Annotated in this window: 19 protein-coding genes and 1 pseudogene; 16 read left to right on the top strand and 4 right to left on the bottom strand. The window is 63.8% G+C overall.

Translation table 11 applies throughout. From position 1 onward, the window contains the following. Positions 1-28: 28 nt before the first annotated feature. From A9K71_RS19385 to A9K71_RS32925, 4 genes are read left to right on the top strand one after another with little or no spacing between them, the layout of a single operon-like run. Complete coding sequence (locus A9K71_RS19385) at positions 29-310, top strand: hypothetical protein (protein WP_066999356.1); 282 nt, start codon at positions 29-31, stop codon at positions 308-310. Between the two features lie 7 nt (positions 311-317). Beyond that, a complete protein-coding gene (locus A9K71_RS19380) occupies positions 318-632 on the top strand; it encodes a hypothetical protein (RefSeq protein ID WP_066999353.1) in 315 nt (104 codons plus the stop codon). Between the two features lie 58 nt (positions 633-690). Continuing rightward, positions 691-1,260, top strand: a complete 570-nt coding sequence (locus tag A9K71_RS19375) for a hypothetical protein (RefSeq protein WP_066999350.1) — start codon at positions 691-693, stop codon at positions 1,258-1,260. Next, on the top strand, positions 1,229-1,354 hold the full coding sequence (locus tag A9K71_RS32925; RefSeq protein WP_278075763.1) for a hypothetical protein: 126 nt from the start codon (positions 1,229-1,231) through the stop codon (positions 1,352-1,354). Before A9K71_RS19375 ends, A9K71_RS32925 begins: the two co-directional genes overlap by 32 nt. A gap of 368 nt (positions 1,355-1,722) precedes the next feature. Here A9K71_RS32925 and A9K71_RS19370 read toward each other — a convergent pair whose 3' ends face one another. After that, positions 1,723-2,331 carry a methyltransferase domain-containing protein gene (locus A9K71_RS19370; protein ID WP_066999347.1) on the bottom strand — a complete coding sequence of 203 codons (609 nt, stop codon included), beginning with the start codon at positions 2,329-2,331 and terminating at the stop codon, positions 1,723-1,725. A gap of 293 nt (positions 2,332-2,624) precedes the next feature. Between A9K71_RS19370 and A9K71_RS19365 the strand changes: the two genes are divergently transcribed. From A9K71_RS19365 to A9K71_RS19340, 6 genes are all read left to right on the top strand, one after another. Next, the gene (locus A9K71_RS19365; RefSeq protein ID WP_066999345.1) at positions 2,625-4,424 is read left to right on the top strand and encodes a portal protein; all 1,800 of its coding nucleotides are present in this window, start codon (positions 2,625-2,627) and stop codon (positions 4,422-4,424) included. Continuing rightward, the gene (locus tag A9K71_RS19360) at positions 4,421-4,744 is read left to right on the top strand and encodes a hypothetical protein (protein WP_066999342.1); all 324 of its coding nucleotides are present in this window, start codon (positions 4,421-4,423) and stop codon (positions 4,742-4,744) included. Before A9K71_RS19365 ends, A9K71_RS19360 begins: the two co-directional genes overlap by 4 nt. Before the next feature lie 114 nt (positions 4,745-4,858). After that, the gene (locus tag A9K71_RS32130; protein WP_197504254.1) at positions 4,859-7,072 is read left to right on the top strand and encodes a hypothetical protein; all 2,214 of its coding nucleotides are present in this window, start codon (positions 4,859-4,861) and stop codon (positions 7,070-7,072) included. A gap of 61 nt (positions 7,073-7,133) precedes the next feature. Continuing rightward, a complete protein-coding gene (locus tag A9K71_RS31645; protein WP_156752714.1) occupies positions 7,134-7,784 on the top strand; it encodes a hypothetical protein in 651 nt (216 codons plus the stop codon). Further along, entirely contained in the window at positions 7,747-8,355 is a 609-nt protein-coding gene (locus A9K71_RS19345; RefSeq protein ID WP_066999434.1) for a T6SS immunity protein Tdi1 domain-containing protein, read from the top strand. Before A9K71_RS31645 ends, A9K71_RS19345 begins: the two co-directional genes overlap by 38 nt. Before the next feature lie 245 nt (positions 8,356-8,600). Next, positions 8,601-8,882, top strand: coding sequence for a hypothetical protein (locus A9K71_RS19340; protein ID WP_066999333.1), 282 nt, complete (start codon positions 8,601-8,603; stop codon positions 8,880-8,882). A gap of 136 nt (positions 8,883-9,018) precedes the next feature. On the opposite strand, the gene A9K71_RS19335 is transcribed toward A9K71_RS19340, so the two are convergent. The 3 genes and pseudogenes from A9K71_RS19335 to A9K71_RS30635 all read right to left on the bottom strand — a co-directional run bounded on the left by A9K71_RS19335 (position 9,019) and on the right by A9K71_RS30635 (position 10,134). Next, positions 9,019-9,336 (bottom strand): YMGG-like glycine zipper-containing protein, encoded by a 318-nt coding sequence (locus A9K71_RS19335; protein WP_066999331.1) that lies wholly within the window; start codon positions 9,334-9,336, stop codon positions 9,019-9,021. Positions 9,337-9,539: 203 nt separating this feature from the next. Then, on the bottom strand, positions 9,540-9,941 hold the full coding sequence (locus tag A9K71_RS19330; RefSeq protein WP_066999328.1) for a type II toxin-antitoxin system HicB family antitoxin: 402 nt from the start codon (positions 9,939-9,941) through the stop codon (positions 9,540-9,542). A gap of 15 nt (positions 9,942-9,956) precedes the next feature. Further along, a pseudogene (locus tag A9K71_RS30635) lies at positions 9,957-10,134 on the bottom strand (type II toxin-antitoxin system HicA family toxin). A 150-nt stretch (positions 10,135-10,284) separates the two neighbouring features. On the opposite strand from A9K71_RS30635, the gene A9K71_RS19325 reads away from it, so the two are divergent. The 6 genes from A9K71_RS19325 (at position 10,285) to A9K71_RS19300 (ending at position 17,188) form a co-directional block, all read left to right on the top strand. Further along, a complete protein-coding gene (locus A9K71_RS19325) occupies positions 10,285-10,872 on the top strand; it encodes a hypothetical protein (RefSeq protein WP_066999325.1) in 588 nt (195 codons plus the stop codon). Between the two features lie 215 nt (positions 10,873-11,087). Beyond that, positions 11,088-11,993 carry a hypothetical protein gene (locus A9K71_RS19320; protein WP_066999322.1) on the top strand — a complete coding sequence of 302 codons (906 nt, stop codon included), beginning with the start codon at positions 11,088-11,090 and terminating at the stop codon, positions 11,991-11,993. Between the two features lie 32 nt (positions 11,994-12,025). Beyond that, entirely contained in the window at positions 12,026-13,015 is a 990-nt protein-coding gene (locus tag A9K71_RS19315) for a Coat protein (RefSeq protein WP_066999319.1), read from the top strand. A 162-nt stretch (positions 13,016-13,177) separates the two neighbouring features. After that, a complete protein-coding gene (locus A9K71_RS19310; RefSeq protein WP_127335253.1) occupies positions 13,178-13,912 on the top strand; it encodes an outer membrane protein in 735 nt (244 codons plus the stop codon). A 210-nt stretch (positions 13,913-14,122) separates the two neighbouring features. Continuing rightward, a complete protein-coding gene (locus tag A9K71_RS19305) occupies positions 14,123-14,722 on the top strand; it encodes a hypothetical protein (protein ID WP_066999314.1) in 600 nt (199 codons plus the stop codon). Next, positions 14,723-17,188: a hypothetical protein gene (locus tag A9K71_RS19300; RefSeq protein WP_066999311.1), complete on the top strand. Its 2,466-nt coding sequence runs from the start codon at positions 14,723-14,725 to the stop codon at positions 17,186-17,188. The last annotated feature ends 79 nt before the right edge of the window (positions 17,189-17,267 follow it).

Below are 17,267 nucleotides of genomic sequence, written 5' to 3'. Positions count from 1 at the left end.
GAGGAGGATTTTCCTTATGGGGAAAATAATGAAGCTACTGGATATCGTTGAAAGGCTGTCGGATTTTGATGAAGAGGACACGATCTATGTATCGGAGCCTTGGACCGAAGACTCTGATGCAATGGTTGCGACCGCGCCCGATGATACTATGGTACCGCCAAAGGCGGCGGCCAAGGCGGGTCTGACATACTTCATCGAAATATTCATCGCGATCGATGTTACAGAGGGATGGATTGCGTCGCAGAAGGAAAAGCCCAGCCTCTCGGCGATCTGCGACAGGCTGATTTATTATGCCACCTATGATGCGTGAGGGGTAAATGTCGGACGACAAGCGTTATGAAGGAAAGCCGCTGCTCAGGCTTCTGGAGTTTTATGTGCTCAAGGCGATTGGAGAACTGTCTCAGGAATCCGAAGAGTCCCTGGACGCCATGGCGCCGAAGTTGCAGGCCATCTATGGCGGCGATGGACGGTGGGATGACGCGATCGCCAAGGCTCTTCACATGCCCGACACCATGCCAGAGGCGATCCGGGATATGTGGAAGAAGAATCTCAAAATCGCCCACAACAACAAGGTAACGCTTACGCCCCAGCAATTTGCCGAAATGTTCGTGGACAACAACTTCGCGGGCTGAGATTGCGGTAACGGAGTCCCCTGGCGACGGCTTCGCTCTCGACCACGAAAGCCCATCCATGCCCACCCGCATCGTCCCCGCAACGATGCGGGATCTCTCCTACATCGCCGCCAACCTGCGTCCCGAGGACCGGGCCGAGATCGACTGCCAGCTCGACCATTGGTCGCCGGCGCTGCTGGCGCTGACGGCGCTGCAGGGCTTTGCCTATGTCGCCGAGCTCGACGGCAATCCAGAGGCCGGCTTCGGCGCGGCCGAGCAGCGGAGCGGCCTTTGGATCGCCTGGAGCTGGGGCACGCGCCGCATGAAGCGCTGCGTGCCGGAAATCACGCGCTTCTTCCATGCGGTGCTTGGGACCCGGGTCGCGGCCAAAGGCGCCTGGCGGGTCGAGGCGAGGGCGCTTGCCGAGAACGAGCTTGCGCTACGCTGGCTGGACCGGCTCGGCGCTACCCAACGCTGCCGCCTGCCGGGTTACGGCAGGAACGGCGAAGACTTCTTCCTCTACGACTGGACAAGAGAAAGCTGGAACCATGTGTCTCTTTCAAAAACCGCCGGAACTGAAGCCATTGCCGCCGGCGCCGACCGTGCAGGACAAGGACGTGCAGGCGCGGGAAGCGGCGCTCAGGGCTGAGCTCGAGCAGCGCCAGGGCACGCTCTCCACGGTCAAGACGGATCTGGCGCCAAGCGACGTTGCCGGCCGGCGCCGCGTGCTGCTCGGAGTCTGACGCCATGACAGCGATGAAACGCAGTTTCCGCCGCCGCGTGCTCGATTGGTGGTATTGGCGACGGCATGCGCGGTTGGTGAAGCGGCGATCCCACTGATCAACATCGGCGCCTTTCCCTTCTCTTGCGATTTCCAACACTTAGCTTCGCTAAGATGTTGAAATCGCTTTCTCCCCCACAAGGGGGAGAAAAGGCGCCGCGCTGTCCTCGACGCTAGTTGCCAACGCTTAAGATCTACGGGAGCGCTGATGCGGCGCGCTATCTTCCCGCTTGTGGGGGAGAAAGCATTTTCCTGTATTTGCGAGCGGGCTTGTCCCCGAGCAAGTGCTTGGAAAATGCCACAGAGTGGATTTCGTAGGGCGTCACCCGATCACCCCTTCTTCGCGAACGCCCAGACCATCACCGGATACTCCTCGTCGTTGCTCAGGTCCCGCCAGAGCCCGTACGCCCGAACCGGGCCGCCAATATGGGCCCTGGCGCAGGCCTTGTTGCCCCAGCCGAAGGCCTGCACGTCGTCTTCGGCGAAGCCGCCTTCGACCATCAGCTGCTTGAGCCCCGCGGGCGTCCAGCGACTGTAGTCGTGCGGGCGGGCATGCACGCGAAACAGGAAGGGCGTGGCCACCATCGCCCAGCCGCCGGGCCTCACCATGGCGTGGATGTTGGCGGCCGCCGCCAGCGGGCGCTGCACATGCTCCAGCACTTGGTCGGCAATGACGATGGAGTATTGCTCGTCCGTGCGATCCTTGCAGATGTCGAAGTCGGGGAAATCGAGTGACCGGTAGTCCGGGCACATCGCCCGCCAGTAGCGGTTCCAGCCCGGCGAGATCTCGATCACGTCGCGCGACTTGCGGTTGGCCGCCTCGAGGAAGGTCGTGAAGGCCTCGATCTGGCGGATGCGCAGCCAGTTGCGGCTGTCGTAACCGATCAGCCGCTTCACTGCTTGTTTGCTTCGGGTTTTCAGCGCGCCGGCAAGGCTCATTCTCGACCTCCCTCGTGCCCGCCGCATTCGGGTGTGTAGCAACCAGAAGTGCGCAAAAGATGACATGAAGAGGTTATCTCCCCCCGTGTGGGGGAGATGCCCGGCAGGGCAGAGGGGGGCGCTGTCCCGCCGGCTTCTCCATCGTTTCGCTTACCAGTTTCCCGGCCAGGTGTTCTGGCTGACTTCATCGAGAAGCGGCGCTCTACGGCGCCCCCCTCTGTCCTGCCGGACATCTCCCCCACGAGGGGGGAGATTGGCAGCTCCGGCCGCTCCGCCAAACAAGCGAGATCCCCATGACCGATTCCCGCGCCCGCGATATCCTGTCGCGACAGGCCGAACTCGAGACCGAACGCGCCGCCTATGAGCCCGTCTGGGAAGCAGTGGCGGAGTTCTGCGATCCCGATGCGCCCGACATATGGACCGGCCGCCGCACCAGCCGCGGCGAAAGCCAGGCCGAACGGCAGGAGCGGCGCGGCTCTCGCGTCTACGCCAACACCATCAACTCCGCCGCCAACCGGCTCGCCGCCGGGCTGGAAAGCCTGATCATCCCGCAGTCGGAGAAGTGGCACGGGCTGACCACCGCCGAGATGGACGATGAGGAGACGGACGAGGAGAAGGAGTGGGCGGAAGCCTTGCGCGATTTCCTGTTCGCGCTGCGCTATTCGGCCAACTCCAACTTCGTGCCGACGACGCAGGCCTGCCTCAGGAATGTCGTGCGCTACGGCCCGGCCTATCTCTATGCCGAGGAAGGTTTTGGGGGCACGCTGATCCGCTATGCTTCCATTCCCGTGGTCGAGGGTTATCTCAGCCGCAACCGCTGGGGCCAGGTCGACACATTTCATCGCCGCTACGAGCGCACGGCGCGCCAGGCGGCGCAGCTGCTCGGCTACGAGAAATTGCCGGCGCGCATCAAGGCGCTGGTCGACGACCCCGCCAAATGCGAGGGAAAGGTCTCGCTGATCCAGTGCGTCCAGCCGCGCGACGAGCGGCGCATGTATCGCTCGGGCGGGTTCTACCAGTATCTCGACGCGGCGTTTGCCTCCTACCACGTCATCGAGGACGAGGAGGAGATCGTGCGCGAGTCGGGCTTCCGCACTTTCCCGGTCTCGATCTTCAACTGGCGCCGCTACGAGGGCGACGCCTACGGCATCTCGCCTTCCATCGAGGCGCTGACCACGGTGCGCGAGGAAAACGCGGTGCGCCGCTCCGGGCTTCGCGCCCTGCAGCAGATCACCGATCCGCCGACGGCGTCCAAGGCCAGGCTCGACTATGTGCCGGTGCTCAATCCCGGCGAAAATTATCCGGGCCTGATCGACGACAATGGCCGGGCGCTGATCCAGCCGATCGCGACCGGCCAGAACCCCAGCTATGCCTTCGACTATGCGGCGAGCCGCGCGGAGGAGATTCGCGACATGATGTTCGTCAATCTTTTCCAGACGCTGGTGCAGAACCCGCAGATGACCGCCACCGAGGCGCTGATCCGCCAGGAGGAGAAGGGCGCGCTGCTCGGGCCGTCGGGTTCGATCATCCAGGCCGGCTTTGCCGCAAATCTCGACCGCGAGCTTTCGATCCTGGAAGACAAGGGCCTCTATGACGAGGACAGCCGCTTCGCGCCGCCGGAGAGTCTTGCCGGCAAGACGGTGCGGCCGACCTTCACCGGCCCGCTCGACGTGCTGCGCCGCTCGGCCGAAGCCCGCGACACCATCCAGGTGGTGACGACCGCCATGCAGATGGCGCAGTTCGATCCCGGCATCATGGACAATATCGACGGCGACGAGGCGCTCCGCGTCGTGCAGAGCGCCGGCCGCAGCCCGCAGCGCATTTTTCGACGCAAGGACGAGGTCGAGGGCCTGCGTGGAGCCAGGGCGCAAGCGCAACAAGCGCAGGCCGGCATGGCCGCGATCGCCACCGCCGGCAAGGTGGCGAAGGACGCCGTTCCGGCGGCAGTGCAAGCGCGCGCCAGCGGCCTGCTCGACAGCCTGCAGGCGATGATGCAGGGCGGCCAAGGCGGCGCGGCTGCCGGTGGCGCGGCTGGTGCTCCTGCCGCTGCTCAAGGCGCGATGCCTGCCGGCGCCGCCAATGGTGGCGCATGAGCCGCAAACGCTTTGCCCGCCCATCCGACGCCGGCGGCCCCTTGGCCGCGCGCGAGGCGCTGACCAAAGCCTATCGCCGCGCCTTTTCCGGCGAGGACGGCGAGATGGTGCTCGCCGACCTCACCGCCACCACCGGCTATTATCGCCGCCCGTCCTACGGCGACTGGCTGGCGCGCACCAAGACGCCCGAGGGCTTCGAACTGCACAGTGCGCTGAGCAACGCGCGCGCCGAAGTGGTGCAGCACATCATGGGTTTTCTGATGCTGGAAGATGGCGAGCTCGCCGCACTCGAAAAGGCGGCGCGGGCCGAGGAGAGATGAGGCGCTAGAACTGCCAATCTCCGCCCAAGTGGGGGAGATCAGCAGCTTCGCTCCCACCGCCAATTCTGCAGCGTTGGTGATTGGCGAAAGCATGCATGCAGCCAATCTCCCTCCTTGAGGCCCCTTGAGGGGGGAGATGTCCGGCAGGACCGAGGGGGGTGCCTCGCGCCTGCCTGCCGTGATCTGCCACGCCGCGGTCGCGTCAACGCCAGCCCGGTCGCACGAACCACGTCGCGATCCCTCCGCCATCCGGCTCCACCCGAAACTCACCACCCGCACCGCCAACCGGCCGCCATCCCCGGCGGTCCGTCACTGCACGCGTCTCAAAACTGCCTGGGCAGGAAACAGCCAATGGTCCACGTCATTCCTCTCTCCGTCGCCCTGCGCCGGCTCGATACCGGCAGCGCCGTGCAGTACCCCGACTCCTCGCCGGTAGGCGAAGCGGTCCAGCAGCTTGGCGACCGCTGGCAGGCTGCCGCCGAGCGCTACGAGCAGCGCAAGGCGCAGCAGCAGGCCTTCGACACCGAGATCGCCGCCCGCCGGCTGAACGGCGAGATCGCCAAGGCCGAAGCCGATGCCGTGGTCAATGCGCCCGCCGACGGCGCCGGCCTGCACGAAGCCATGTACGGCCAGGTTAATGCGTACACCGGCCAGGTGGTGAAGACCGGCCTGTTCGACACGCTGTTCGGCAATTTTCTGAAGCAGGCGCCGAGCGAACTGCGTGCCGGCCTCGCAGGCCGCAAGGAAGCGTTACGCGAGGCAGGCTCGATACGCTTGGCACTCCAGCAGATTCAGCGCCGCAAGCAATATGAGCAGGACCAGGTGTCGGAGGTTCACACCGCCGAGCTCAGCAATATCGCGCGGAGCGATCCGAACGACACCGCCGCCTTCGAAGTCTCCCGCCAAGTCGGTCTCGATCTCATCGCCAAGATGGACCTCGACCCGCAGATCAGGCTGCAGGCCGAAGCCGACTGGCGGGCCAGCACCGCGAAGGCGCGGATGCAGGCCCTGATCGCGCAAGACCCGCGCCGCGCCGCCGAGATGCTCAGCGCGGGGAAGGTGGCGAGTGACGGGATGGGCGAGACGGTGCGTTTGCAGCTTGCTGGCGGTGCTCGGAACGAAACAACGGAAGCAAACAGCCAAAAAACGCCGGATGAAATGGTCGCACAGGCGTTCGGCGAACGGCCGTCGCGGAATGACCCAGCAACCATTCCTCTCGACGCCGTCACCTACCTGAAGCCGGGCGACATCGGCGCGCTGAAGGCTCAGGCGAACAACGCCACCGCGGCTCAGATGGTCAGTGCGAATGCGAGGGTCATGTTTGCCGAGCAGAACGCCCCGGCGGTCATCGCCATCACCGGCAGATACCCCGAGGAAGAGCCGACCGAGCAGGACTTCGTCAAGGTCTACGGCGCCGACCTGGGGCCACAACATTTCGAACAATTTCGGATCAAAACCGGTGTCGCCAAAGCCTACTCCGACATGCATGCGGCGCCGAACCAGGCGATCCATGCAGAGCTTCGCGATTCCGAACCTGGACCGAGCGGTTCGCCGGAACAGCGCAAACGCTACGAGATAAAGGCCGGCGCCGCCCAGCTGATCATGGCCGCCCGCGAAGCCGATCCTGTCGCTTACGTCAGCCAATTGTTTCGCGGCGACGCTCCGGACTGGAGCAAGGTCAAGACGCCTGAGGAATTTCAGGCGGCCGTCAACTGGGCCAGGGCTGCCCAGCAGCATCTGGGTTTCAGCACAGTATTGGCCGTTCCGCAGGAATTCTCGGACAGCCTTGGCGCCAGATATGTCGATGACAGCGTGCCGCTGCAGCAGCGCAACATCGAACTGAGCGACATTCTGAAGGCGGTGCGCGACCCCGAGGCGCGCGTCGCATTGGCCGGACAGGTTTTCCAATCCGCTCTGGCTCGCCTCCGCCAGAACGCGGCGGATGATCCGAAGATCACGCCGGCGGAACTGGAAGCCCAGGCAAAGAACCTCCAGTCCGATCTGATCAACATGGCTGCGCATCCGGCACGCGCGCGGTTCGACGCCGGCCCATGGTGGCAAAAGCCGTTCGCCGCCACGAACGACGTCGTCAGGCTGATGGCCAACGGCGCAACTTTCGAACAGGCCGACAAGTTCGCTGCCGGGATGAACTGGCTTTTCTCCGACAAGAGCTACGACGAGCTGCTGGCGGCCAAGCAAGCCGAAACCGAAGACGCCGAGGACCGTGCCGGATCGGCTGCCATAGGCGCAAACCTGCTCGGCGCTTTCGTCACCGGCCATGGTCTTCAGAGCGTCGGCCTTTACCTTCACCGGAAGATTCGGAGCTGAGGCTCTCAAGGGCGTGCCGGGCCTGTTCGCGCGAAGCGCGACCGCAGCCGCCGACGGCGCCATGCTCAGTGGCATCGACGCCGCGCTCAACGGGCGGGACATCGTGCGGGAAATGGGCTCCGGCGCGATTTTGGGTGCCGGTGGAAATGCGCTCGCCGAGGGGATTAGTGCTGTCGGCAGCCGGGTCGTGGCAAGGCTCACTGGTGGCCAAACCGAGGTCCCGTCCAATGCAGCGCTGGAGGCTCCGGCTCCTTCACCTTCCGAGAGCATCACAGCGCCTCCAGAGGTCGAGGCCGGAGGTACTATCGCCGGCGTCGATGAATCTACTGCCGGCCACGATCTCCATCTCTACTACATGCCTGAATGGGATGCCGCGCAACGGGCTGCGGCGGATCTCAAAGTTAAGATATTGACCGAAGCCGACACTGTGGTTAGCCGTGCTGTGCGGCTGTTTGGATCGGCGCGTAGGAGGTTTATAGCCGCTGGCAACCAGGTTCTTGCCGGCAGCCATGTGGACCACCGAGTCGATTTGCAGCTTGGAGGTTCAGATACAATCGACAATATGGCTCTGCTTGACGCCAGCGTTAACACAAGTCTCGGGTCTCAAATCAATAACTTGATTAAGAATCTGCCAAAGGGAACTAAAATCAACAAGGTAACTATTGGAGATCGTGATGTTCGAGATATTCCAAAAAAACTTCGAGGTAGATAGCAGGGTCCCGGCGGATTCTGGTAATTCTTCGCTGGACACAAAGGTGGCCGGGCTGAATGAGTTGCTCGCGACCTTCGGCGGCGCGACGTTCCGTCATGGCTTGTATCGAATAATGCGGGCGCAGGACGTCGCGCGATGGAACGCAAGAGTATTGTTGGGCTTCCCCGAATTCTCCGGTCGGATAACTTGCTTTGGCTATGACTGGCAAGGCTCGGCCTTTGCGGTCGACACCGGAAGGCTTGAGCAGGGCGAGCCAGGCGTTTTGATGTTCGAACCGCATACGGCGGAAGCTTTGCAGATACCGTCCAATATCAAGACTTTCCACGACGTCGAGCTCGTGGAGGAGGACGGTGCCGCCTTGGTCCCCGACGGATACGCAGCATGGCGTGAGAGCGGTGGGGCCGAACCGAATTACCAACAATGCGTAGGTTACAAGAAACCGCTGTTTCTGGGAGGTGAGGACACGATCGACAATTTCGAGTTGTCGGACTTGGATGTCTATTGGCACATCATGGGCCAAATCATCGCCAAGGTGAAGGGACTGCCGCCCGGAACACCAGTGCGCGTGTAGGCTTGACCCCGGGGGGTGGCATGCACGAGGCACCAAGCGCAACCCACAAGCAGACCGTGATAGATACACATAATCATGTTCACCCACAAACCGTGAGGTTGCGTACAACTAAAAATGCAGGTACGGTGACTGAATGCAAGCGAGAGTTGCTAAAGGGCGTAAAATCTGAATAGGCAGAAGAAAGGTATTCGCTGGCCTCTTAGAAACTTTCGAAGCTATCCGCACTCTAGACAAAGGGGGATTATATGGGTGCAGGGTCTGCCGCGATGCTGCTCGGGGCGCTCGTTCCGACGTTTTTGCTGAGCCGATTATTGCTATGGGTTACAAAGAGTTGGAACGGTGGCGTGCTGCGCCTGTTGCTGGTGCATATCATTTGCGGCGCGCTCGCCCTTGTCGCCTCTGCTTACGGCTACTCGCATAACGGGGCGCCGGATTGGTCTCACAGCCCGGTCTATAGTATTGCTCAGTTGATCTGGCTGATTGTGGATTTTGTTCGCGGCCGCCGGCAGAGCCAGCCTGCGAGCTGATGGCCCTTAGCGTCGCCTTCGCTTCGCCGTTTCAGCGCTCGATAGTGCCAGCATCTCAGACCTTGGCGCAGCCCCTCATCCGCCCCTTCGGGGCACCTTCTCCCCGTGAAACGGGGAGAAGGGAAGACCGAAACGATCAATAATCGCCGTTATAGTACCGGTCGTCGCAAGGCGCGGTGTAGATGCGGCCGTAGCGGTCCTGGTAGCGGCAGAGCTGCTCGCCGCGGCGCTGCGGCGTCGTGGCCGAGCCGACGACGGCGCCGAGCAGCGCGCCGCTCGCCGCACCGATGACGGTGCTCTTGGTGTTGCCGCCGATCGCCTGGCCGACCAGCGCGCCGCCGGCGCCGCCGATCAACGCGCCGGTGGTGGCCCGCTGCTGACCCTCGGTCTGCGTCTCGCATCCGGCAAGCGCCGCGGTCATGAGCACCGCCAGAATAGCCTTCTTGATGATCATCTCTAGAACTCCTCTGAAGCCCCGGGACTGACGACAGGGGCGAACGAAGCTGAACTGCGGTCGCATTGCGGCGGAACGGCGGCGGCACCCGCTCACGAAGTGAGTCAGGGTTTCCCGGCTGTTGAAGTTCATGGTTTCCAAACCGGAAATGTTAATGGCAAACAGTAAGATAGCGACGCTCTCTGAATCAGATTGCGAGGCTGCTACGCGGCTTCGTTCCGCATCGCCTGCTTGGCCGCGACGGTCAAAAACCCGGAGCGGCTGTAGCCGTGGCGCTCGGCATAGCGGTCGATTTCGCTGAGCACATCCTGGGGAATTGTAACATTGACACGCACCACCCTAGCCTCCTCGGTCTTGAGCGTGACTAGGATGGCAACACCCGTGCGATTGTTCTTATCGATCATCACGTCCTCGAGGGATGACGGCTCGGGAATGGCCTGGCCATCCTCGACAAGGCCATCGACATGGAAGGCAAGCGCCTCCTCGGCCAGCATGCGGGCCTCGTCGAGGCTTGTTCCAGCCGTGATCACGCCGGGGAAATCAGGGAACGAGACGCCGAAATCGCTGTCGGCGTCCTTGTGGATCAGGCCGATATAGTGTCGCATATTTCTACCTCAGCTTCAGCCAGACTGTTTCTCGATGGATTTCAATGTGCCGATCGGAATGTCGCGCTTGGGGTGCGGCACCGTCACGCGGCCCGGTTTGGTGCGGTGCTTGAGCTGGGCGTGACTGCCCCTTGCGAGCCACCTCGAACCAGCCGTCAGCCTGTAATCTAGCGATAACGTCGGCACTCTTCATGTTGTGTATTGATACACACAATTCAAGAGTGCGTCCAGAGTCTGCGCAGGATGCCCAATCGGCGTTCGCCCTTCGTGTTTGGAAAGCCAAGCAATTGGCTTTCCGTCCGCTGCGCGGACCACGCCTCACCCCCAAGAATGGAGACATGAGATGACCCGAGGACTACCCCGGACCCTTGCGCGCGCCGCCGCCCGCGAGGCCGGCCTTGCCCCGCCGAAGGTCGGCCTGAAGGCCGCGACCAGCGGGCAGGGCGGAGCTTACCGCACCGTCTTCAGCTTCGCCGGCATGCAGGTGCCGGTCGCCGATGCGCTGGCCTATGCGAGCCAGAAGATCTTCGACTTCGCCGACGGCAAGGTGCGCATAAAGGGCGGCACGGCGAGGCTGCAGTTTGCGGTGCTCACTGCCCGCGCCTCGACCATCAACGACAATGCGGCTTTGACCTGGTCGCTGGGCTCAGCGGCCGCGTCCAGCGCCACGCTTTCCGGCACCATGGTCAATGTGCTGGCATCCACCGCCCGCACGCTGGACGGCGTGGGCACCGCGGTCTCCACGGCCTCCACCGCCGACATCGCCGCCGCCGCGACGCTCGACGGCACAACGACGCCGGTCGACCTATATCTCAACCTGGCGTTTGCCACGGGCACCGATATCGACGCCGATGGCACCCTCGCGGTGACGGGGACGATCACGCTGCTGTGGGAGAACGGGGGGATAACGCGTAGGCGCACGAACTGCTGATCTCCCCCCTCGTGGGGGAGATGCCCGGTAGGGCAGAGAGGGGCGCTGTCCCGCCGACCTTGCCGTTGACCGTATCTGAATTCATGCAAACAAACGCGACGTCGCGTTCCTTCGCGCCCCCCTCTGGCCTGCCGGCCATCTCCCCCACCTGTGGGAAGATTGGCAGCTTCAGCGCCGGCGCTCCTTCTGGAACTCTGAACAAAGGAATTTAACTCATGACAGATCTGGCAGAGGCCGGGTCCGTGGCTTCGCGGCCGGCGGGCAACCTGGCGACGCCTCCGGCTTCCGGGGACAACGGGTCCGCCCCGACGGCCGGCAAAAGTTGGTTTGACGGTCTTTCCGAAGGCAACCGCAAGCTCGCTGAAGCCAAGGGCTGGACCAAGGCTGAAAGCCTCGATCGGGTTTTCACATCCTATGCGGAGCTGGACCGCCAGCAGGGCGAAAGCCTGCGCGTTCCCGGCAAGGACGCACCGAAGGAGGAATGGGACAGGTTCCATTCGAGACTCCCGGAGGCGATGCGTCCACTGACCTCGGCCGAGAAGGTCGAATACCGGCGGCCCGACAACCTGCCGGAAAACTTCGCCTATTCGGACGAACTCGCCAATGCCTCGAAGGCCTGGGCGGTCGAAGCGGGTGCAAGCCCCAGAACCGCGCAGGCCTATCACGACCGCTTCGTCGGCTACATGGCCGAGCAGGCCGCTGCCCAGCAGGCGGCACTTTCCCGCTCGGTCGAAGCCACCCACGACGAGCTGGTGCGCGACTGGGGGCCGACCGACAGCGACGGCTTTCGCCAGAAGCTGGAGGTCGCGAACCGGGCGATGAAGAAGCTCGGCCTGGTCAACGCCTACAAGCAGAAGGGCATCCTTCTGCCGGACGGCGCGCTGACCGATCCGCAGATCGCCCGGGCCTTCCACGCCATCGGCGAGGCGATGTTCCGCGAAGACACGATCGACGCCGACGGAGCGCCCAGGGGCCAGAACCCCTTCCGGCGCAACGCCGCCGGCGAGCGCAACATTTCGGCCATCTCCGCCCTTGTCAGAAGCGACCCTCAACGCGCCCGGCGGCTGGCCCGCGAGGCCGGTGAGAATCCCGACCTCTGGATGCCCAGCAACCCTCTCTGAAACCGCCTCATCAAACCTGAAGGAAAGAAAGAATGGCAGACGCCTATACCCGCATCGCGGACGCGATCGTTCCGTCCGTCTATGCCCAATACTCGTTCGAGGAGCACGTCCAGTCGCTCGAAATCTACCAGGCCGGGATCCTGTTCTCCGACCCGGCCATTTCCTCGAAACTCTCGATGGGCGGCCGCTCCGTCGACATGCCCGGCTGGAAGGATCTCGGCAACGATCCGTCGGAGCCGGTCAATGACGATCCGGCCGACTCGATCGAGATGAAGAAGATCGGCTCGCGCCGCGAGGTCGCCGCCCGCAACGTGCGAGCCCAGGCCTGGGGCGTTCCGGACCTGACCGCGATCCTTGCCGGCGACGACCCGCAGAAGCTGATCGTGCGCCGCCAGACCGAATACTGGCAGCGCGCCAACAAGCTGACCCTGCTCGGCATCCTGAAGGGCGTGCTCGCCGACAACGTCGCCAATGACGGCGGCGACTTGGTGCGCACCACCGGCGCCTCGATCGTCGATACCGACATCATCGAGGCGGCGTACCTCATGGGCGACCGCGCCGATAAGTTCCGCACCATCTGGATGCATTCCAAGCAGATGAAGGCCCTCAAGCTCGCCGACCTCATCGACTATGTGCCGTCCTCGGAGCAGGGCGGGCCGCTGATCCCCTATTACATGGGCCTGCGCTGCGTGGTCGACGACGACATCCCGGTCGCGGCCGGCGTCTACACGGCGTTCATGTTCAAGGACAAGGCGATCCTGTGGAACGAGCTGCCGGTCAGCTCCGAAGGCGGCCCGCTGGAGTTCGACCGCAAGCCGCGCCAGGGCCATGGCGGCGGCGTCACTGAAATGGTGGGTCGCCGGCATTTCGTGGCGCATGTCCCGGGCACGCGCTTTCTCGACGCCTCGACCGCCGGCGAATTCGCCACCGACGCCGAGCTGGCGCTGGCGGCGAACTGGGACCGCACCGCCTCCAGCGTGAAGAACATGAGCTTCATCGCGCTGAAGACGACGGAGGCGTAACGACCTTTCGACCGCTTGGCGGGGAGGCAATGCTCCGCCAAGCTGGCTCCGCTTGGTCAGCGCTCACAGCAACGATAGTTCTCGAACGATTACCGATGTGCCGACAGCAACCTCTGACTGCAAAAATTCGGTTGTGTTGCGCAAAAAACACATCAACGCTCGGTGGCCGCTGATAGGTTGGGAGTCGGGTTTCACTTTGGGGTTTCGATGCGCTCACTTTCCTTCTTGTTTGCCGGTTTGCTGGCTTTGTTGACCGGGTCCGCAATGGCCGCCGATGCGGTGGCGGGCGCTCCGGCGGAAAGCATCAACTGGTCGGGTGCCTATCTCGGCGGCGTCGCCGGCTACGGCTGGAAGTCCGACAGCTATCATTACTCTGGTAGCTCGGTCGACTTCGATTCCAACGGCTTTGTTGGCGGGTTGACTGCCGGCTACAACTGGCAGCAGGGTCAGTTTGTTTTCGGTGCGGAAGCCGATATCAGCTACGCCGATATGAACGGCAGCGTACTAGAGATTCCCTTCGTGCCCCCGTGCGGCGTCCCAGGCCAAGGGTGCACGGCCAAGGTCGACTGGTTCGGCACCGGCCGCGCTCGCGTAGGCTATGCCTTCGAGAATTTTCTTCCCTACGCCACCGGTGGCCTTGCAGTCGGTCACGTGAAGGGATCGGCTGATCTCGGCGCATGCGGTGCTAGTCCGACTTGCGATTTCAGCGACACACGTTGGGGCTGGACCGCTGGCGCCGGCGTAGAATGGGCGATGAATCAGCAGGTTTCGTTCAAGGCCGAATATTTGCATGTCGACCTTGGCCGGCCGTCCTTCTCGACCAGCAATCCGCCGGATCCGTCGACTGACCGCATCGACTTCGACACCGTCCGCATCGGTATCAACTATCATTTCTAGGGTCCTGACTGGCTTCGGCCGAGCTGCCGCAAAGATAGGGGAATTCGCTGGCGCCTGAGGCGTCAGCGTTCCTGGCTCCGCCCGGGCAGGACGCCGTAAAGCGCCGACACGCTGACATTCCGCACGCAATCCAAGCCGCCAGTCGCGGCTTTTTTCATGCCCGGAGTTCCCATGACTTTTGCTCGACCAAGCCGGACGAGGCGCTGACCCATGGCCATCACCCCGCTCGACATCGCCAACATGGCTTTGGCAGTCCTTGACGAGGCGCCGATCGACAGCCTTGACCAGGACGCCAAGGCGGCCCGCCTGCTCAACCTGCATTTCGACCTCACCCGCGAGGGCGAGCTGGCGAAACACGCCTGGGTGTTCGCCATCATTTCGGCCTTGGTGCCGGGCTCGGATTCAGGAAGCGGCGACTATACGCTGAACTATGCCTACGAGCTGCCGGCCGACTGCATCCGCCCGCTGCCGCTGACCGACACCGGCGAGCCGGGCGGCGTGCCGATTTCCTGGCGCCAGGAGGCGGGGCTGGTCTATTCCGACCAGCCGGGACCGCTGACGATCCGCTACATCGCCAACCTCACCGATCCGAACGACTGGGACGCGCTGTTCACCGAAGTGCTGGTGGCGGCTTTGGCCATCAAGGTCGCGCATCCGCTGACCCATAAGGCAGGCATGATCGACATTGCCCGCGCCGCCTATGATCGCGCCCTCGACGCCGCCTTTTCGGCCAACGCCATCCAGCGCGGCGGCCGGCTCTACACCGGCGGCTGGGCAACCCAGCGCGGCGATTTGAGGAGCTTTCGTTAAATGACAGCGCTCTATCCGGTCCAAGACGTCTTCACCCGCGGCGAGATCTCGCCCAGGCTCCATTCCCGCGCTTCGCTTGACCTCTACCGGGCGGCGCTCGCCCAATGCGAGAATTTCGTCACCTTGCCGCATGGCGGCATCCGCGCTCGCGGCGGCACCTATTTCGTCGCCGAGGTGAAGAACTCGGCCAAGAAGACGCGCGGCATCCCATTCATCTTTTCCTCCGATCAGGCCTACTGCCTGGAATTCGGCGATCTCTATATCCGCGTCTATGCCTATGGCGCGCGGGTCGGCACGGTCGAGATCGCCTCGCCCTATCTGGAGGCCGACCTCTTCGAGCTCGCCTATGTGCAGTCGGCCGACCAGATGTGGATCACCCATCGCGACTATCCGCCCAAGGTGCTGACCCGCACCGCGCACACCGTGTGGACGCTCGAGGACTTCGAGTTCCTCGACGGTCCCTATGACGACATCAACGATACCGCCACGACGCTGGCGCCTTCCGACACCGGCCACCTGACGCCCAAGATGACCTCGAACACGACGCCAGCCGGCACCGTCTCCGCTACCGCGGCAAGCGCCGACGACTTCAAGATGTTCGACCGTGACAAGACCCAGCATCTCATCTTGTCTGGCGGCGGCGACGGCTTCATCCGCTACCGCACCGCCGGCGGCGCGCAGCGGGTCGTTGACGCCTACTGGCTGACCGCGTCGAGCAAGGCGACCCAGGCTTACGACTTCTTCACCGCTTGGGAGGTCCAGGGATCGAATGACGGCGTTTCCTGGACCACGCTCGATACCCGTACCGGCGAACTCGGCTGGGGCAATGGCGAGACGCGCTTCTACGATTTCCCCAACAAGTCCGCCTTCGAATACCATCAGCTGGTGTTCAGCGGCGGCGGCGGCGACGATGCGACCAATTCGATCGCCGCGGAGCTTGCCTTTCATGTCGCGGCTTCCGACCAGACGCCGTTCGATCTCACCGCATCCGGCACGGCCGGCATCAACGGCGGCGCCGGGTTCCAGGCCACCGATGTTGGCCGCGCCATCCGGCTGCTCGGCTCCGACGGCGTTTGGCGCTGGGCCAAGATCACCAGCCGCACCAGCACCACCGTGGTGAAGATCGTAATCTACGGCCATGCCCTGCCGAACACCAACCCGATCACCCGCTGGCGGCTCGGGACCTTCGTGCCGGGCAAATATGTCGAGTCCGGCTCGCTCTATGAGGAGCGCCTGGCCTTCAGCCGGCGCTTTTCCGTCTATGCATCGGCGACCGGCGACTTCGACAATTTCGCGCTCGGCGAGAAGGACGACGACGCGCTGGAATTCGTCCAGGCCGGCGGCGGCCAGGCCAACGACATATTGTGGATCGCCGATTCCGACGGCGCGCTGCTGATCGGCACCTCCGGCGGCATCCGCGCCCTGTCGGGCTCCGGCATCGACGAGGCGCTGACGCCGTCCTCCTTCAAGAACCGTCGCTCGCGCACTTTCGGCTGCGCCCGCATCCGACCGGTCGATGCCGGGCAATCCTTCCTCTATGTCACGCGTTCGCGCCGGGCGATCGCCGAGCTGACCCAGGTGCAGACCGGCCGATATCAGTCCGAAGACATCGGCCAGATATCCGAGCACATTCCGAAGCAGGGCGTGGTCGAGCTCGCCTACCAGACCGATCCCGACCCGATCCTGTGGTTCCCCCTCGATAATGGTGAGCTGGGGGGCTACACGCACCAGCCGAGCCAGGAAGTCCGCGGCATGCACCGCCATCGCCTCGGCGGGACCTTCTCGGGCTCCGATTGGGCGATGGTCGAAAGCGCGGTGGTGACGCCGGGTCAAAACGGCGTCGACGACATCTGGCTGTTCGTCAAGCGCACCATCGGCGGCCTGACGAAACGCTACATCGAGGTGATGCAGGCGCCCTTCGAATACGGAGAGCTCGCCGACGCTTTCCAGGTCGACTGCGGGCTGACCTACTCAGGGGCGCCGGTCAACGTCGTCTCCGGCCTCGGCCATCTCAACGGCCAGAAAGTCGACGTGCTGGGCGACGGCAAGGTCTTTCGCGGCCTCATCGTCGCCTCCGGTCAGGTGACGCTGCCCTCCGGCGCCACCGCCGCGAAATGGCAAGTCGGGCTTCCGTTTCAATCGGAAGCCGGCACGCTGGAGCTCGATGTCGGCGGCCAGGACGGCTCGATCATCGGTCGCCGCAAGAAGGTGGCGAAGGCGATCCTGTCGCTGCTCGAGACCGACACGACGGGACTTGAGGTGCAGTCCTGCATCCGCGGCCGCTGGAAGGCCGTGCGCATGCCCTCGGTCGTCGCGCCCGACGGCAAGGCGAAGCTCTACACCGGCAATGTCGAGGTGCCGATCGACGACAGCTGGGAAGGGCAGGGCAGGGTGAGGATCCGCCACGTCAACCCGACGCCCTGCACGATCCGGGCGTTCACACCGGTGTTCGACGCGGAGCCGTAAGCGATGTTGCTGCCGCAATAGCAACGCCGAGTTCCCGCGCACCCCCCCCTCTGGCCTGCCGGCCATCCCCCCCTGGCTC

Origin of the sequence: Mesorhizobium sp. WSM3873 (assembly GCF_001672445.1) — a bacterium.
Taxonomy (GTDB): Bacteria; Pseudomonadota; Alphaproteobacteria; order Rhizobiales; family Rhizobiaceae; genus Mesorhizobium.
This window is presented reverse-complemented; position numbering and strand designations above follow the sequence as displayed.

What these genes read in the sequence shown, in the direction of transcription:
- A9K71_RS19385 (WP_066999356.1), top strand. Translation starts at nt 29, where the DNA reads ATGAAGCTACTGGATATCGTTGAAAGGCTGTCGGATTTTGATGAAGAG.
- A9K71_RS19380 (WP_066999353.1), top strand. Translation starts at nt 318, where the DNA reads ATGTCGGACGACAAGCGTTATGAAGGAAAGCCGCTGCTCAGGCTTCTG.
- A9K71_RS19375 (WP_066999350.1), top strand. Translation starts at nt 691, where the DNA reads ATGCCCACCCGCATCGTCCCCGCAACGATGCGGGATCTCTCCTACATC.
- A9K71_RS19370 (WP_066999347.1), bottom strand. Translation starts at nt 2,331, where the DNA reads ATGAGCCTTGCCGGCGCGCTGAAAACCCGAAGCAAACAAGCAGTGAAG.
- A9K71_RS19365 (WP_066999345.1), top strand. Translation starts at nt 2,625, where the DNA reads ATGACCGATTCCCGCGCCCGCGATATCCTGTCGCGACAGGCCGAACTC.
- A9K71_RS19360 (WP_066999342.1), top strand. Translation starts at nt 4,421, where the DNA reads ATGAGCCGCAAACGCTTTGCCCGCCCATCCGACGCCGGCGGCCCCTTG.
- A9K71_RS31645 (WP_156752714.1), top strand. Translation starts at nt 7,134, where the DNA reads ATGCTCAGTGGCATCGACGCCGCGCTCAACGGGCGGGACATCGTGCGG.
- A9K71_RS19345 (WP_066999434.1), top strand. Translation starts at nt 7,747, where the DNA reads ATGTTCGAGATATTCCAAAAAAACTTCGAGGTAGATAGCAGGGTCCCG.
- A9K71_RS19340 (WP_066999333.1), top strand. Translation starts at nt 8,601, where the DNA reads ATGGGTGCAGGGTCTGCCGCGATGCTGCTCGGGGCGCTCGTTCCGACG.
- A9K71_RS19335 (WP_066999331.1), bottom strand. Translation starts at nt 9,336, where the DNA reads ATGATCATCAAGAAGGCTATTCTGGCGGTGCTCATGACCGCGGCGCTT.
- A9K71_RS19330 (WP_066999328.1), bottom strand. Translation starts at nt 9,941, where the DNA reads ATGCGACACTATATCGGCCTGATCCACAAGGACGCCGACAGCGATTTC.
- A9K71_RS19325 (WP_066999325.1), top strand. Translation starts at nt 10,285, where the DNA reads ATGACCCGAGGACTACCCCGGACCCTTGCGCGCGCCGCCGCCCGCGAG.
- A9K71_RS19320 (WP_066999322.1), top strand. Translation starts at nt 11,088, where the DNA reads ATGACAGATCTGGCAGAGGCCGGGTCCGTGGCTTCGCGGCCGGCGGGC.
- A9K71_RS19315 (WP_066999319.1), top strand. Translation starts at nt 12,026, where the DNA reads ATGGCAGACGCCTATACCCGCATCGCGGACGCGATCGTTCCGTCCGTC.
- A9K71_RS19305 (WP_066999314.1), top strand. Translation starts at nt 14,123, where the DNA reads ATGGCCATCACCCCGCTCGACATCGCCAACATGGCTTTGGCAGTCCTT.
- A9K71_RS19300 (WP_066999311.1), top strand. Translation starts at nt 14,723, where the DNA reads ATGACAGCGCTCTATCCGGTCCAAGACGTCTTCACCCGCGGCGAGATC.